We start from the raw sequence: 17384 nt of genomic DNA on the forward strand, positions 1-17384 counted from the left end.
CGCCGCATGACCACCGATGCGACCAAGGGGAACGAAGCGCGTCTGCGCGACTACCTCAAGCGGGTGACCAACGACCTGCTGCACACCCGGCAACGGCTGTCGGAGGTGGAGGCGGCACGGCACGAACCCATCGCGATCGTCGGCATGGCCTGCCGCTACCCCGGCGGCGTCCGGTCACCGCAGGAGCTGTGGCGTCTCGTCGCGGACGGCGTCGACGCGATCTCGCCGTTCCCCGGCGACCGTGGCTGGGACACACAAGGGCTGTACGACCCCGATCCGGCACGCACCGGGAAGACGTACGCACGGGAAGGGGGGTTCCTGCACGACGCGGCCCGGTTCGATCCGGCGTTCTTCGGGATCAGCCCGCGTGAGGCGGTCAGCATGGACCCGCAGCAGCGGTTGCTGCTGGAGACCGCGTGGGAGGCGTTCGAACGGGCCGGCATCGACCCGGGGACGCTGCGCGGCTCACGGACCGGGGTGTTCGCCGGGGTGATGTACAGCGACTACGGGGGCCGGATCCGGCAGGCACCCGAGGAGCTCGAAGGGTACATCGGGACCGGCAGCGCCGGGTCGGTGGCGTCGGGCCGGCTGTCGTACGTGTTCGGGCTGGAGGGCCCGGCGATCACGATCGACACGGCGTGCTCGTCGTCTCTGGTCGCGCTACACCTGGCGGTGCGCGCGCTGCGGAACGGCGAGTGCGAGCTGGCGCTGGCCGGCGGCGCCACCGTCATCGCCACCCCTGGCCTGTTCGTGGAGTTCAGCCGGCAGCGCGGCCTGTCCCCCGACGGCCGCTGCAAGGCGTTCGCCGCCGCGGCGGACGGCACCGGCTGGGGTGAGGGGGTCGGACTGCTGCTGGTGGAACGGCTGTCGGACGCGCGGCGGAACGGCCACCCGGTGCTGGCCGTCATCCGTGGCACCGCGGTCAACCAGGACGGGACGAGCGGCCAGCTGTCCGCGCCGAACGGCCCCGCGCAGCAGCGCGTCATCCGGCAGGCCCTGGCCGACGCGGGACTGACCGCGGCCGACGTGGACGCCGTCGAGGCCCACGGCACCGGCACCCGTCTCGGTGACCCCATCGAGGCCCAGGCCCTGCTCGCGACGTACGGCCAGGCACGTCCGGCGGACCGTCCCGTCTGGCTGGGGTCCCTGAAGTCCAACATCGGCCACACGCAGGCCGCCGCAGGAGTCGGCGGCATCATCAAGATCGTGCAGTCGCTGCACCACGGCCTGCTCCCCCGGACCCTGCACGTGGACCGTCCCACGCCGCACGTCGACTGGGAGGACGGCGCCGTCCGCCTTCTCACCGAACCCGTCCCCTGGCCCGCCGACCCGGATCACCCCCGCCGCGCCGCCGTCTCGTCGTTCGGCATCAGCGGCACCAACGCGCACGTCGTCATCGAAGAGCCTCCTGTCTCGGAGCCTTCACCTTCGCCGGTCCCGGCCGACGGCGGCCACGAGGCCGGATCGGTGACCGAGGCCGTGCGTACGCGCGACGACGGGCCGGTGCCGGTGGTGTTGTCGGGACACACTCCCGAGGCGCTGCGGGCTCAGGCGGGACAGGTGTACGACTACCTGGCCGAACGGCCGGAGGCGGATCTGCGTGCGGTGGCACACACCCTGGCCACCGGCCGCGCCGCACTCACCCACCGCGCCGTCATCGTCCACCAGGACCGGCCCGAACTGCTCACCGCACTTCAATCCCTCGCCGACGGACGCCAACACCCCGCACTCGTCCAAGGCCAGACCGGCGACCCCGGCAAAATCGTCTTCGTGTTCCCCGGCCAAGGCTCCCAATGGGAACACATGGCCACCGACCTGCTCACCACCTCACCGGTCTTCGCACACCACCTCACCGAAGCCGCCGACGAAATCCAGCGGCAAGCCGGATGGAACCTGATCGACGTCCTGCACAACAAACCAGGAACCCCACCCCTGAACCGCGTCGACATCGTCCAACCCGCACTGTTCGCCGTCATGACCAGCCTCGCCCGGCTATGGCAACACCACGGCATCCACCCCCACGCCGTCATCGGCCACTCCCAAGGCGAAATCGCCGCAGCCCACATCGCCGGAGCCCTCACCCTCACCGACGCCACCACCATCATCACCCGCAGAGCAACCACCCTGCGCACCCTCACCGGCACCGGCGCCATGGCCACCATCCCCCTCCCCGCCGAAACCCTCCACCCCCACCTCACCCCCTACACCGACCTCCACATCGCCGCACACAACAGCCCCACCACCACCGTCATCGCCGGCAACCCCACCCAACTCACCCACCTCCTCACCACCCTCCCCCACCTCAAAACCCGCACAATCCCCGTCGACTACGCCTCCCACACCCCCCACATCCACCCCCTCAAACAAACCCTCCTCCAAACCCTCTCCCACATCACCCCCACCAAATCCCACATCCCCTTCTACTCCACCCTCCACACCAAACCCATCGACACCACCACCCTCACCGCACACTACTGGTACGACAACCTCGCCAACCCCGTCCACTTCCACCAAACCATCACCCGCCTGACCAACGACGGCCACACCACCTACATCGAAACCAGCCCCCACCCCGTCCTCACCACCGCCATCCAAGACACCACCCCCAACGCCACCACCACCGGAACACTCCGCCGCGACCAAGGCACCCTCACCCGCTTCCACAAATCCCTCGCACACCTCCACACCCACGGCACCCCCACCACCTGGACCCCCCACACCACACCCACCACCACCGACCTCCCCACCTACCCCTTCCAACACCGCCACTACTGGCTGGAGGACGGCGCCACCTCCGGTGACCCGGAGAGTCTCGGTCTGCGGACGACGCGGCATCCGCTGCTCGCGGCGGCCACGACGGTAGCGGGAGGTGACACGCTTCTGCTGACGGGACGGGTGTCCGCGCACGCTCACCGCTGGGTCGCCGACCACGCGATCGACGGCACGGTGGTGTTCCCGGCGGCGGCCTACCTGGACCTGGCGTTCCAGGCGGGCCAGGCACTCGGCGGGCTCGGTGTCGCGGAGCTCGGCGCGGGACCCGCGCTGGCACTGGACGCGGCCGGTGGCGCGGACCTGCAGCTCACGGTAGGCGCGGCGGACGACCAAGGCAGGCGCGTCTTCACGTTGTACGCGCGGCCGTACGACGAGTCCTCCGAGGACGAGGCCCTTGATCCGCCGTGGACGGAGCACGCCTCGGGGGTGCTCGCACCGCCGGCCGCCGTGCCGGATGCGCTCACGGCCTGGCCGCCGGCGGACGCGGAGGAGCTGGACGTGGTGGAGACCCGTGCGGACCTCGCCGCGCTGGGCCACGACCACGGCGCGGCTTTGCAGGGTCTCACGCGCCTGTGGCGGCGGGACGAGGAGCTTTTCGCCGAGGTGGCGGCACCCGACGGCCTGGACGTCTCCCGCCACAACCTGCACCCCGCGCTCCTCACCGCCGCGCTCCAGCCTCTCCTTCCGGTCGCCGGCCCTGTCGCCGTCCCCGCGCAGTGGCACGACGCCGTACCGCACACCGCCGGAACACCGGGTCCACAAGGTCTGCGCGTACGCCTCACCCGCCTGCCCTCCGGCGACCCGGCGACCGAGGCGGACGACGGCACCCCCGCCGTGCGGTACGGGGCCGTGATCGCCGACGCGGCCGGTCTCCCTGTGGCCACGATCAGGTCGGTGGAGCTGCGGCCGGTGCGCGACCTGGCCCCGGCGGCGGCCCGTCCCGACTGGCTGCTCGGACCGGACTGGCAGCCGGTCCCCGTCCGGGACACCGCCGGCGGTGACGTCCCGGACGTCGTGACCTGGCACGCCTCCTCGGCGGCCGATCTGCTCACCGACCTGCGGGCCTGGTTCACCGACCGGGACGACGACGGCACCCACCTGATGGTGGTGACCCGGCACGCGGTGGCCACCTCGCCGGACGACGTGCCGGATCTGGCGCCGGCTTCGGTGTGGGGCCTGGTCAGGGCCGTGCAGTCCGAGCATCCGGGACGGGTCACGATCGTCGACCTGGACGGGGACGAGGCGTCCGCGCGTGCGCTTCCCGCCGTGCTCGGCCTCGGCGAGCCGCAGGTCGCGCTGCGGCGAGGTGAGGCACGGGTCCCCCGGCTGGCCGTCTCCACGCCGGACGACTTCACGTCCGCGCCGCGCTTCGGCGGCACGGTCCTCGTGTCGGGGTCGGGTGACCTCGCGGCGCACGCCGCCGAATACCTCGTCGCAGGGCTCGGGGTGCGTCGCCTGCTGCTGCTCGGCGACGTCATCGAGCACGCGGGGACGCTGGCGGAACTCGGGGCCGAGGTCCTGGTGGCGGGTGACGAAGCCGCGGGTGACGGAGCGGCGGACAAGGAGACGGCCGCCGGTGGCGGAGCGGCGGACCAGGGTGCGGCGGCAGGCGGCGGAGCGGCGCACCGGGAGACGGTGGCGGCGGCGCTCGCGCTGGTCCCCCCGGAGCACCCGTTGACGGCGGTCGTCCATGTGCCGGCCGTGGCGGACGAGGCCGTGCTGCTGTCCATCCCGCCGGACGACTTCGACACGGCGCTGCGGGAGAGCCGCGACGCGGCGTGGGCCCTGCACGAGCTGACCCTCGGTGTCGATCTCGGCGCCTTCGCGCTGGTGCTGCCGGACGTCTCGGCCGCGCTCGGCGGCACAGGACAGGCGGCGCGAGCCGCGACCGGCGCGTACCTCGACGCGCTGGCGCGGCACCGGCGGGACCTCGGTCTCCCCGCCGTGTGCGTGGCCTTCGGCCCCCGCGAAGGGGGGCCGCCGCGCGCCGGCCTGGTACGTTCGGCCGCCACGCAGACGGGGCCGCTGCTCGGACTGGCGCTGCGGTCGGCGCGGCCCTCGCTGCTCGCCACCCGGCCGGCCGTGGGTGCGCTGCGCGACCAGGCGGCGGCGGGCCTGCTGTCGCCGCTGCTGCGGCCGTTCGCGGGGAGCCGGGCCGTCTCGCCGCAGGGGACGGTCTCGGCGTTCGCGTCCCTGGCCACCCGGCCGAGGGTGGACCAGGAACGGATGCTTCTCGACGCGATCGGCGAACAGGTCGCCGGGGTGCTGGGGTACGCCGCGCAGGACGGCCTGGACGCCACGCGGCCCTTCAAGGACCTCGGTTTCGACTCGCTGACCTCGGTGGAGCTGCGCAACCGGCTGTCCGCCGCCACCGGACTGAAGCTGCCTAGCACCTTGGTCTTCGACCACCCGTCGCCGCGTGCGCTCGCCGGGTTCCTGCGTTCCCGGCTGCTGAGCACAGGCGACACCCCGGCGGTCACGGTCACGGTGGAGCGGCGGGACGACGAACCGGTCGCGATCGTCGCCATGGCGTGCCGGTACCCGGGTGAGGTGCGCACCCCCGAGGACCTGTGGGACGTCGTCGCGTCCGGACGCGACGTCGTCTCGCCGTTCCCCGTGAACCGGGGGTGGGACCTGGAACGGCTCTTCGACCCCGACCCTTCGCGCGCCGGCACCTCGTACGCGCGGGAAGGTGGGTTCCTGCACGACGCCGACCGGTTCGATCCGGCGTTCTTCGGGATCAGCCCGCGTGAGGCGGTCAGCATGGATCCGCAGCAGCGGTTGCTGCTGGAGACGTCGTGGGAGGCGTTCGAACGGGCCGGCATCGACCCGGGGACGCTGCGCGGTTCACGGACCGGGGTGTACGCGGGGGTCGTGTACACCGACTACGGGTCACGGGTGCGGCTTCCCGCCGACATGGAGGGGTACCTCGGAATCGGCAGCGCGGGGAGCATCGCGTCGGGACGCATCGCGTACACGCTGGGACTGGAAGGGCCCGCGGTGACGGTGGACACGGCGTGCTCGTCGTCGCTGGTGGCACTGCACCTGGCGGTGCGCGCGCTGCGGAACGGCGAGTGCGATCTGGCGCTGGCCGGTGGCGCGACCGTGCTGGCCAATCCGGACATCTTCATCGGGTTCAGCAGGCAGCGCGGCCTGTCGCCTGACTCGCGGTGCAAGGCGTTCGCCGCCGCGGCGGACGGCACGGCGTTCGGTGAAGGCGTCGGACTGCTGCTGGTGGAACGGCTGTCGGACGCGCGGCGGAACGGCCACCCCGTGCTGGCCGTCATCCGTGGCACGGCGATCAACCAGGACGGCGCGAGCAACGGCCTCACCGCGCCGAACGGCCCCGCGCAGCAGGCGGTGATCCGGCAGGCGCTGGCCGACGCGGGACTGACCGCGGCCGACGTGGACGCCGTCGAGGCCCACGGCACCGGCACCACGCTCGGCGACCCCATCGAGGCGCAGGCCATTCTCGCGACGTACGGCGCCGACCGGCCGGCCGGCCGGCCGGTGTGGCTGGGATCCCTGAAGTCCAACATCGGCCACTCGCAGGCCGCCGCGGGGGTCGGCGGGGTCATCAAGATCGTGCAGTCCCTCCGGCACGGTGAACTCCCCCGCACTCTTCACGTGGACCGTCCTACCCCGCACGTCGACTGGGAGGACGGCGCCGTCCGCCTTCTCACCGAACCCGTCCCCTGGCCCGCCGACCCGGATCACCCCCGCCGCGCCGGCGTCTCCGGCTTCGGTATGAGCGGCACCAACGCGCACGTCATCATCGAGGAACCACCTCCCGCACCGTCCGGGACGGACGCCGGAGTGGCGGCTCCGGCCGACGAGGCGGCGGCCGTGCCGGTGGTGCTGTCGGGACACACACCTGCGGCGTTGCGCGCTCAGGCCGAACGGTTGCGCGAGCATCTCCTCCAACGGCCGGAGGCGGATCTGCGTGCGGTGGCACACACCCTGGCCACCGGCCGCGCCGCACTCACCCACCGCGCCGTCATCGTCCACGACAACCGGCCCGAACTCCTCACCGCACTCCAAGCCCTGACCAACGGACACGAACACCCCGCACTCGTCCACGGCCAAGCCGGTGACCCCGGCAAAATCGTCTTCGTGTTCCCCGGCCAAGGCTCCCAATGGGAACACATGGCCACCGACCTGCTCACCACCTCACCGGTCTTCGCACACCACCTCACCGAAGCCGCCGACGAAATCCAGCGGCAAGCCGGATGGAACCTGATCGACGTCCTGCACAACCAGCCACAAGCCCCACCCCTGGACCGCGTCGACATCGTCCAACCCGCACTGTTCGCCGTCATGACCAGCCTCGCCCGGCTATGGCAACACCACGGCATCCACCCCCACGCCGTCATCGGCCACTCCCAAGGCGAAATCGCCGCAGCCCACATCGCCGGAGCCCTCACCCTCACCGACGCCACCACCATCATCACCCGCAGAGCAACCACCCTGCGGACTCTGGCAGGTACCGGTGCCATGGCCACGATCCCCCTCCCCGCCGAAACCCTCCACCCCCACCTGGCCACCTACACCGATCTCCACATCGCCGCACACAACAGCCCAACTACAACCGTCATCGCCGGCAACCCCACCCAACTCAAACACCTCCTCGACCAACACCCCCACCTCAAAACCCGCACAATCCCCGTCGACTACGCCTCCCACACCCCCCACATCCACCCCCTCAAACAAACCCTCCTCCACCAACTCACCGACATCCACCCACAAAAAGCCGACATCCCCTTCTACTCCACCCTCCACGGCACCCCCATCGACACCACCACCCTCACCGCACACTACTGGTACGACAACCTCGCCAACCCCGTCCTGTTCCACCAGACCATCACCCACCTCGAACAAGACGGCCACACCACCTACATAGAAGCCAGCCCCCACCCCGTACTCACCGCCGCCATCGACGACACCACCACCGGTACGACCCTCACCACCGGAACACTCCGCCGCGACCAAGGCACCCTCACCCGCTTCCACAAATCCCTCGCACACCTCCACACCCACGGCACCCCCACCACCTGGACCCCCCACACCACACCCACCACCACCGACCTCCCCACCTACCCCTTCCAACACCGCCGCTACTGGCTGGAGGGTCCCTCGATCGGCGGCGACGCCGGCAGCCTTGGTCACGACACCACCGACCACCCGTTCCTCGGTTCCCTCACCACGCTCGCCGAGAGCGGCGCGACGGTCCTGACCGGCCGCCTCTCCCGTGACTCGCACGGCTGGCTGGCCGGCCACGCCGTGCGGGGGTCCGTACTGCTTCCCGCCACGGCGCTGCTGGAGCTGGCGTTGCAGGCGGGCCAGGTCACCGGGTCCGCGCCGCGGGTGGAGGAGCTGACCCTGGAGGCGCCGCTGTACCTGCCGGAACGCGGCGCCGTCCGTCTCCAGGTGGTCGTGGAGGAGGCGGACGGCACCGGCAGGCGGCGGGTCACCGTCCACTCGCGGCACAGTACGGACCCGGAGTGGACGCGGCACGCGGCGGGGGTGCTCGCGCCGCAGGCCGGCGAAGCGCCGGCGCCGGTGGAGAGCTGGCCGCCGCCGGGGGCCGTGCCGCTCGACGTGGACGGGTTGTACGAGCGGCTCGCGGAGCTGGGGTACGAGTACGGGCCCGACTTCCAGAACCTCACGGCCGCCTGGGGTGACGGGGACACCGTGTACGGCGAGGTGGCGTTGCCGGAGGAGCAGCACGAGACGGCGGCGCGTTTCCTCGTCCACCCGGCGCTGCTCGACGCGGCGATGCACACGATGGCGCTCGGCGGGTTCCTCGGCGACGGGGTCCGGCTGCCGTTCGCCTGGTCAGGAGTGTCGCTGTACGCGGCCGGCGCCACGGCGCTGCGGGTGACCGTCGCGCCGGGCCCCGGTGGCGCCGGCGATGCCGACACGGTGTCGCTGACCGTCGCGGACCCGGCAGGGGCCCCGGTGGCGCATGCGGCGTCGCTGACCCTGCGTGCCGCCGGCCCTGGGACGTCGCGCCGTCCCACCGGACCGGCTTCCCTGTACGAGGTCGGCTGGACCGAGATCCCCGTCCAGGACGCCACGCTTTCCTACGATCTCGCCGCGCCGTTCCCCGGCCTGGTGGCATCGCTCGGCGCTCCGGACCCCGGAGCGGCGACGACGCTGCTCCCCTGGCTGGAGACACCGGACGGCGCCACACCTGAGGCGGTCGCGGGAAACGTCCAGGCCCTGCTCGCACAGCTCAGGGAACGGCTGGCGGACGAGCGGCCGGGACGGCTGGTCGTGCTCATCCGCGAGGCGGTCGCCGCCGGGCCGGGTGACGTGGCCGATCTTGTGGCCGCGCCACTGTGGGGACTGCTGAGGTCGGCGGCGACCGAGAACCCCGGCCGGGTCGCGGTGGTGGACGTGGACGGCGAGGAGTCGCTGCACGCGCTTCCCGGCGCGCTCGCCACCGGGGAGCCGCAGGTGGCGCTGCGTGGCGGCCGGGTGCTGGTGCCGAGGCTCGGCAGGGTGGACACGACCCGTGTCGTGCGGCCCCCTGAGGACGGTTCGGCGTGGCGGCTCGCCACGTCAGGGGGCTCGCCTGACGACCTGTACGCGGCGGCGTTCCCCGAGGCGTACGCGCCGCTCACCGATGGCCAGGTCAGGATCTCGGTGCGCGCGGCGGGTCTGAACTTCCGCGACGTGCTCACGACCCTCGGGATGGTCCCCGCGGACGTGCCGCTCGGCACGGAGGTCGCGGGGACCGTGCTGGAGACCGGGCCCGGTGTCACGGGCCTCGCGGTGGGAGACCGGGTGTTCGGCCTGGTGCGAGGTGGGGTGGGGCCGGTCGCGGTGGGGACGCGCGACCTGCTGGCGCCGATACCGGACGGCTGGACGTACGCGCAGGCCGCCGGGGTGCCTGCGGTGTTCACCACGGCCTACCACGGCCTGGTGGAACTGGCCCGGCTGCGGCCGGGTGAGCGGGTGCTGATCCACGCGGCGGCCGGTGGGGTCGGCCTCGCGGCGCTCCAGCTCGCTCGGCACCTCGGCGCCGAGGTGTTCGCCACGGCGAGCCCGGCCAAGTGGCACGCGCTGCGTGAACTCGGCGTGCCGAGGGAACGGATCGCCTCGTCGCGCACCGGCGACTTCGAGCAGGCCTTCCCCGCCGTGGACGTGGTGCTGAACTCGCTGACCGGCGATCTCCTCGACGCGTCGCTGCGGCTGTTGTCCCCAGGCGGCCGGTTCGTCGAGATGGGGATCGCCGACCTGCGGGACCCGGCGGATGTCGCGGCGGCCCATCCGGGGGTCGCGTATCTGCCGTTCGAGCTGCTCGACATGCCGGTCCCGTCGGTGAGCGCGTCGCTGTCGGCGGTGCTGGCGCTGTTCCGCGACGGCGCGCTGCGGCCGCTGCCGGTGACGACGTGGGACGTGCGGCAGGCCCCGGCGGCCTTCAGGTACTTCGGTCAGGCCCGGCACGTCGGCAAGATCGTGCTGACCTTGCCGGGGACCGGCACCGAGGCGGTCATTGAGACGGCTACGGCAGGGGACTCAGGCAGGCGTACGGCAGGGGACACGGCCGCGCCTACAGGCACCGTGCTCGTCACCGGCGGTACCGGCACCATCGGCGCCGTCGTGGCCCGTCACCTGGTGGCCGAGCACGGCGTGCGTCACCTGCTGCTCACCGGCAGGCGCGGCGCGGACGCGCCGGGGGCCGAGGCGCTGGCGGCCGAGCTGACCGAGGCGGGGGCCGAGGTGCGCGTCGTGGCCTGTGACGCCGCCGACCCGGACGCGCTCGCGGCGCTGCTCGCCACGATCCCGGACGAGCGTCCGCTGACCTCGGTGATCCACGCGGCGGGGGTGCTGGACGACGGTGTGCTCGCCTCGCTGACCGAGGAGAAGGTCCGCGCGGTGCTGCGGCCCAAGGTGGACGCCGCCTGGAACCTGCACCGGCTCACGCGGGACCTGGACCTCGCGTCGTTCGTGCTGTTCTCGTCGGCGTCCGGCCTGCTCGGCGGCGCGGGTCAGGCCAACTACGCCGCGGCGAACGTGTTCCTCGACGCGCTCGCCGAGCACCGCCGGTCCCGTGGCCTGCCGGCGGTGTCCCTGGCGTGGGGCATGTGGCGGCAGGCGAGCGGCATGACCGGCCACCTCGGCGAGGCGGACCTCGCGCGTATCGCCAGAGGCGGCCTCGTCCCGATGGACGCCGCCGACGGCATGGCCCTGTTCGACGCGGCGCTGGCCGCGGGACGTCCGGCGCTGGTGCCTGCCGTGGTGGACGAGGCGGCGCTGCGAGCGCGCGACGACGTCCCGGCCGTGCTGCGGTCCCTGGTGCGGGGCCCCGGGGTGCGGCGGGCCGCGCGGCGGGAACAGGTGTCGCCGTCGTCCCTGGCGGACCGGCTGGCGGCGCTGCACGGCGCCGAGCGCACGGAGGCGATGGAGACGCTGGTACGTGAGCAGGTCGCGGCCGTGCTCGGTCACCTGACGGCCGACGACGTCGGCTCCGGCCGCGCGTTCAAGGAGATCGGCTTCGACTCGCTGACGTCGGTGGAGCTGCGCAACCGCGTCGCGGCGGCGACCGGGTTGCGGCTCCCCGCGACGCTGGCGTTCGACTTCCCGACCCCGGCCGCGCTGGCCGCGCACCTGCTCGGGCTGCTGGCGCCGGACGACACGGCGGCCGAGCTGGACCGGCTGCTGGCCTCGGTCACGGCGGACAGCGCCGATCTGCCGAAGATCAAGGACAGGTTGCGCGCGGCGCTGTGGCGCCTGGAGGAGGCCGCCGGCGGCGAGAGGCAGGCCGAGGATCTGACGTCGGCGACGGACGAGGAGCTGTTCCGCGCGCTGGACGAGGAGTTCGACGCGACGTGACCGGCCCGCCGGCCCCGTGACCAGCCGTCTCGACGGCCCCGTCGACCGGCCCCGTGACCATGAGGAACCCGACGCCTGGAGCTGACATGAGCAACGAGGAGAAGCTGCGCGACTATCTCAGGCGCGCGACGGCCGACCTCCGGCAGGCCCGGCGGCGCCTTCGCGAGCTTGAGGACAGGGACCACGAGCCGGTGGCGATCGTGGCGATGGGGTGCCGTCTTCCCGGCGGCGTGGACTCCCCCGAGGAGTTGTGGCGGCTGGTCGACGACGGCGTGGACGCGATCGGCGCGTTCCCCGAGGACCGGGGCTGGGACGTGGAGGGGTTGTACGACCCGGACCCCGACCGCACCGGCACGACGTACACCCGGGAAGGGGGGTTCCTGCGGGACGCCGCGCACTTCGACGCCGCGTTCTTCGGCATGGGGCCGCGGGAGGCGATCGCGACCGACCCGCAGCAGCGGCTTCTGCTCGAAGTGGCGTGGGAGACGTTCGAACGGGCCGGGATCGCGCCGGGGTCGCTGCGCGGCTCACGGACCGGGGTGTTCGCGGGTGTGGTGTCGCAGGCGTACGCGCCGCCACCCGGCCGGGTGCCTGACGGGTACGAGGGGCACCTGATGACGGGGAACGCGACGAGTGTGGCGTCGGGCCGGGTGTCGTACCACCTGGGGCTCGAAGGCCCGGCGGTGACCATTGACACGGCGTGCTCGTCGTCGCTGGTGGCGATGCACCTGGCCGCGCAGTCGCTGCGGCGCGGCGAGTGCGACCTGGCGCTCGCCGGTGGTGTCACGGTGATGGCGACGCCGGTGCTGCTGGTGGAGTTCAGCCGCCAGCGGGGCCTGGCCCCCGACGCGCGCTGCAAGGCGTTCGCCGCCGCCGCCGACGGCACCGGTTTCGCCGAAGGCGCCGGGCTGCTCCTGCTGGAACGCCTGTCGGACGCCAGGCGCAACGGCCGGGCCGTGCTCGCGGTGCTGCGCGGCTCGGCGGTCAACCAGGACGGCGCGAGCAACGGCCTGACCGCGCCGAACGGCCCCACGCAGGAACGGGTCATCCGGGAGGCCCTCGCCGACGCCAGGTTGTCGCCGCAGCAGGTGGACGCGGTGGAGGCGCACGGCACCGGCACCCGGCTCGGCGACCCCATCGAGGCCCAGGCGATCATCGCGGCGTACGGCCAGGGCCGCGACCGGCCGCTGTTCCTGGGGTCGGTGAAGTCCAACATCGGCCACACGCAGGCGGCGGCGGGGGTGGCCGGGGTCATCAAGATGGTGCAGGCGCTGCGGCACGGCGTGCTGCCGCGCACGCTGCATGTTGACGAGCCGACCCCGCAGGTGGACTGGGACTCCGGTGCGGTGCGGCTGCTGATCGAGCCGGTGCCGTGGCCGGAGCACGACCGGCCGAGGCGCGCGGGTGTGTCGTCCTTCGGCATCAGCGGCACCAACGCGCACGTGGTGATCGAGGAGGCGCCGCGTACACCGGTGGCGGAGGCCGGGCCGGACGAGGAGCGGCGGTCCACGGGGATCTCCGCGGACCGCCTGGCGGAGCCCGCCGAGGCCGGACCGTCGTGGCCGGCGTCATGGCCAGCGCTGTGGCCGTTGTCGGGACACACCGAGGAGGCCTTGCGCGACCAGGCGGCGCGGTTGCTCCGGCGGCTGCGTGACCGGCCGGACCTCGACGCGACGCGGGTGGGACGGACGCTGGCGCTCGGCAGGACGGCGCAGCGCCACCGCGCGGTCGTCCTGCCGGGTGACGGGGACCACCGGCTGCGGGCCCTCGCGGAGCTGGCCGAGGGCCGCACGTCGGGACGGCACGTGCGTGGCCGTGCCGCCGGCCGGCCGGCCGTCGCCTACCTGTTCACGGGGCAGGGGAGTCAGCGGGCCGGCATGGGACGGGGGCTGTACGCGGAGGCGCCGGTGTTCGCGCGGGCCCTGGACGAGGCGTGCGCGGGGTTCGACGGGCTGCTCGACCGGCCGCTCAAGGAGGTGCTGTTCGCCGAGCCGGGTTCGGCGGCGGCCGCGCTCCTGGACAGGACCGAGTACGCGCAGCCCGCGCTGTTCGCGCTGGGGACCGCGTTGTTCCGGCTGCTGGAGCGGCTCGTCGCGCCGCCGGCGCGGATGGCGGGGCACTCGCTCGGCGGGCTGACCGCCGCGCACGCCGCCGGGGTGCTGTCGCTGGAGGACGCCTGCGCGCTGGTCGCGGCACGCGGCAGGGTCATGCAGGAGCAGCCGGCCGGCGGCGCGATGGCCGCCGTCGAGGCCGGCGAGGCGGAGGTGACGGAACTGCTGGCCGGGTACGCGGGCCGGCTGGACCTCGCCGCGGTCAACGGGCCGTTCGCGACGGTCGTGTCCGGTGACGCGGACGCGGTGGCCGACGTCGCCGGCCGGTTCGCCGGCCTCGGCCGCAGGACGACGCGGCTGCGAGTGAGCCACGCGTTCCACTCGCCGCACATGGACGGGGCCCTCTCGCCGTTCCACGCGGCGGCGGCCCGCGTCACGTACCGGCGGCCGCTGATCCCGCTGGTGTCGGAGGTGACCGGCCGCGAGGCGTCCTTCGACGAGCTGCGCGACCCCTCCTACTGGGTGCGTCAGCTCCGTGCCACGGTGCGGTTCGGCGACGTCCTGTCGGCACTGCGCGCCACCGGGATCACGGCCTTCGCCGAGGTCGGGCCGGACGCCGTGCTCACACCGCTCGCCGCGGCGGCCCTGCCGTCCGGCGCCGTGGTCCTTCCCACGTTGGCCCGGGACCGCCGCGAGCCGGACGCCGTCGCCGCGGCGGTGGCCCGGCTGCACGTCGCAGGCGCCGAGATCCACTGGGACGCCTGGTACGGAGACCGTCCCACGCCTCCCGCCGACCTCCCCACCTATCCCTTCCAGCACGAGCACTACTGGTGGCCGGACGGAACCCTGCGCACGTCCGGAGAAAGTGGCCACGTCCCGGCCGGCACAGCGGACCAGGCCGCCGCCGGGCCCGCGCGGAACGGCCGGGTGCTCAGCGGCACCGCACCGGCCGGTCCTGCCGAACCCGCGCCGGCCGGTCAGGTCCTCGCCGGCGCCGCGCCGGCCGGTGAGGCCACGCTGATCGATCTCGTGCGGGTGCACGCGGCCGAGGTGCTCGGCCATCCCACCCCCGAGACGATCGGAGCCGACGACAACTTCCTCCACATCGGTTTCTCGTCGTTCACCGCGTTGGAGGTGCGCAACAGGTTGTGCGAGGCCACGGGGCTGCAGTTGCCTCCCGTGCTGCTGTACGACTACCCCACCCCGGCCGCCGTGGCGGTCTACCTGGAGGAGCGGCTGGCCTCCTGAGGGTGGGAGGCGGGGGAACACGGCCGTGTTCCCCCGCCTCCGTCGTGCTTCCTCCGGGGCTTCTCGCGGGTTCCGTCTACCAGGTGACGGGGAGCCGGTAGATGCCCTGGACCGACCCTCCGGGTTTGACGCCGAGCGTCTCGACGGGTTCGGCGAGCCGCAAGGTGGGGATGCGGGTGATCAGTTGCTGGAGGCCGATCTCCAGTTCGGCGCGTGCGAGGTTCTGGCCGATGCACTGGTGCACGCCGTGGCCGAACGCCAGATGCGGCCGTGCGTCGCGCCGCAGGTCCAGGACGTCGGGGTCGGGGAAGACCTCGGCGTCCCTGTTGGCGCTCGCGTTCGGCAGGTAGACCCCGTCCCCCGCCTTGATCACGACATCGCCGAGCTCGATGTCCTCCGCCGCGACCCGTTGCAGCTCGTCGGCGACCGACAGGAACCGCAGCAGCTCCTCCACCGCCTCCTTGATCAGGTGCGGGTCCTGCCGCAGCTCGTTGAGCTCCTCGGGGTGCTCCAGCAGCGTCAGGATGCTCAGCCCGATCATGTTCGCGGTCGTCTCGTGTCCCGCGACCAGCAGGAACATCACGATGGACGCGATCTGCGTACGGTCGAGCTCCCCGGTGGACAGCCGTTCCCTGATCAGCGTGCCGACCAGGCCCTCGCCGGGGTCGTCGATCCGCTTGGCGATGAGCTTCTCGAAGTACGCGACGAGGGTGCCGCTCGCCGTGGCGGCCTGCTCGGCGGTGCTGGTCGCCATGAGCATGCGCCGGGTCTGGTCCTCGAAGAACTCGTGGTCGTCGTACGGCACACCGAGCAGTTCGCAGATCACGGTGGAGGGGACGGGGAGCGCGAACCGCGGCACGAGGTCGGCGACCGGGCCGCCGGCGAGCAGCGCGTCGATGCGTTCGGTCACGATGCGGGTGATCGCCGGCCGCAGCGTCTTGACGCGGTTCACCGTGAAGCTCGGCGCCAGCATGCGCCGCTGCACGTCGTGCTCGGGAGGATCCATGCCGACGAGCGCGACCAGCTTGGACGCCGCCATGCGCGGCACGAGCACCGGGAAGTCCGCACGGGACCGGTCCGACGACAACCGGCGGTCGAGCAGCAGCCGCCGTGTGTCCGCGTGACCGGTGACGACCCAGGCGACGCGTCCGTCGTACAGCCGGACCCGTGCCGCGGGCCCTTCGGCGCGCAGGTCCGTGTAGCCGGGTGGCGGGTGGTAGGGGCACTGGCGGTCCATGGGGAACCCGGGTAACCGGGTGGTCGCCGCTACGCCGTTCATCGGGTCCTCGCAGTGTCGGTGGTGGTCTGGGTCGGGGCATCGTGCGGGAGGGTTCTGAAGGCGGACCAAACCCGGGCCCGCTGCGGCGCGGCCGGGGCCCGTGGGAGGGTGGGGTATGGGCAGTGACGAGGTGCGGGACGGGGTCTCGCTGACCAATCTCGGCAAGCCGTTGTTCGACGGCGCCGAGGCCACCAAGAGAGATCTGGTCGACTACCTGGACGCCATGCGTGACCGCCTGCTGCCGGTGCTGCGCGGCCGTCCGCTGTCGGTCATGCGGGTCCGTGAGGGCCAGGACCCGTTCATGCAGAAGAACGTCCCGAAGTACGCTCCCGAGTGGCTGCGCACCGTCGCCGTGTGGGCCGAGTCGTCCCACCGCGAGATCAGGTACGCCTTGTGCGACGATCGCCGTTCCCTGCTGTGGTTCGCCAACCAGCGCGCCGTCGAGTACCACCCCGCGCTCGCCACCGCCGGCCACCTCGACCGGCCCACGCACATGATCCTCGACCTCGATCCCCCGGAAGGCGCCTCCTTCGGCGTGGTCGTCAAGGCCGCCGCACTGGTCCGCCAGGCCCTGGAGGACTGCGGCCTCGCCGGTGCCGTCAAGACCTCCGGCGCCAAAGGCGTCCATATCTTCGTCCCCGTCCCCACCGACGCCGCCGTGGAGGACGTCGCCGCCGCCACCCGTGCGCTGGCCGTCCGCGCCGAACGCCTGGACCCCGCGCTGGCGACCACCGCCTTCATCCGCGAGGACCGCCAAGGCAAGGTCTTCCTCGACTCGACCAGGGCCGGCGGCGCCACCGTGGTCGCCGCCTACAGCCCGAGGATCCGTCCAGGCACCCCCGTCTCCTTCCCCCTGACCTGGGACGACCTGGAATCCGCCACCCCCGCCGACTTCACCGTCCACACCGTCCCGTCCCTCCTCGGCGACACCGACCCCTGGTCCGGCCTCATGCCACCCCCTCAGCCGCTGCCGGACGATCTCGTCGCCGAGGGCCACACCATCCCGGTGGCCCGTGTGCAGGCCATGCACGAAGGCAAACGCCGCGCACGCGCACGCCGGGAGTGAACGACCGCTCAGGAGGCGGCCGGGGGTCCGGCGGGTTCCGGCCTCACCGTGGCCGGGCGGTTTCCCTGACGGTGATCACGGTACGGAACAGGGGAGGCGGACGGTAAACGGTGCATCCGCTGTCCTT

General features: G+C 73.0%; 4 protein-coding genes. 3 read left to right on the forward strand and 1 reads right to left on the reverse strand.

What is annotated here, in order from left to right; translation table 11 throughout:
* The first annotated feature begins 6 nt into the window (after nucleotides 1-6).
* Complete coding sequence (locus tag BJ992_RS23985) at nucleotides 7-11613, forward strand: type I polyketide synthase (RefSeq protein WP_184984659.1); 11607 nt, start codon at nucleotides 7-9, stop codon at nucleotides 11611-11613.
* 86 nt (nucleotides 11614-11699) lie between these two features.
* Complete coding sequence (locus BJ992_RS34395; protein WP_184984661.1) at nucleotides 11700-14912, forward strand: type I polyketide synthase; 3213 nt, start codon at nucleotides 11700-11702, stop codon at nucleotides 14910-14912.
* Nucleotides 14913-14988: 76 nt separating this feature from the next.
* On the opposite strand, the gene BJ992_RS23995 is transcribed toward BJ992_RS34395, so the two are convergent.
* Nucleotides 14989-16191: a cytochrome P450 gene (locus tag BJ992_RS23995; protein WP_221474953.1), complete on the reverse strand. Its 1203-nt coding sequence runs from the start codon at nucleotides 16189-16191 to the stop codon at nucleotides 14989-14991.
* Nucleotides 16192-16306: 115 nt separating this feature from the next.
* Between BJ992_RS23995 and ligD the strand changes: the two genes are divergently transcribed.
* Nucleotides 16307-17257, forward strand: a complete 951-nt coding sequence (gene ligD, locus BJ992_RS24000; RefSeq protein ID WP_184984663.1) for a non-homologous end-joining DNA ligase — start codon at nucleotides 16307-16309, stop codon at nucleotides 17255-17257.
* Nucleotides 17258-17384 lie beyond the last annotated feature (127 nt).

It is taken from the genome of Sphaerisporangium rubeum, from assembly GCF_014207705.1.
Taxonomy (GTDB): Bacteria; Actinomycetota; Actinomycetes; order Streptosporangiales; family Streptosporangiaceae; genus Sphaerisporangium; species Sphaerisporangium rubeum.

Coding starts and splice junctions, on each gene's coding strand:
- BJ992_RS23995 (WP_221474953.1), bottom strand. CDS start 16,191: ATGAACGGCGTAGCGGCGACCACCCGGTTACCCGGGTTCCCCATGGAC.
- BJ992_RS23985 (WP_184984659.1), top strand. CDS start 7: ATGACCACCGATGCGACCAAGGGGAACGAAGCGCGTCTGCGCGACTAC.
- ligD (WP_184984663.1), top strand. CDS start 16,307: ATGGGCAGTGACGAGGTGCGGGACGGGGTCTCGCTGACCAATCTCGGC.
- BJ992_RS34395 (WP_184984661.1), top strand. CDS start 11,700: ATGAGCAACGAGGAGAAGCTGCGCGACTATCTCAGGCGCGCGACGGCC.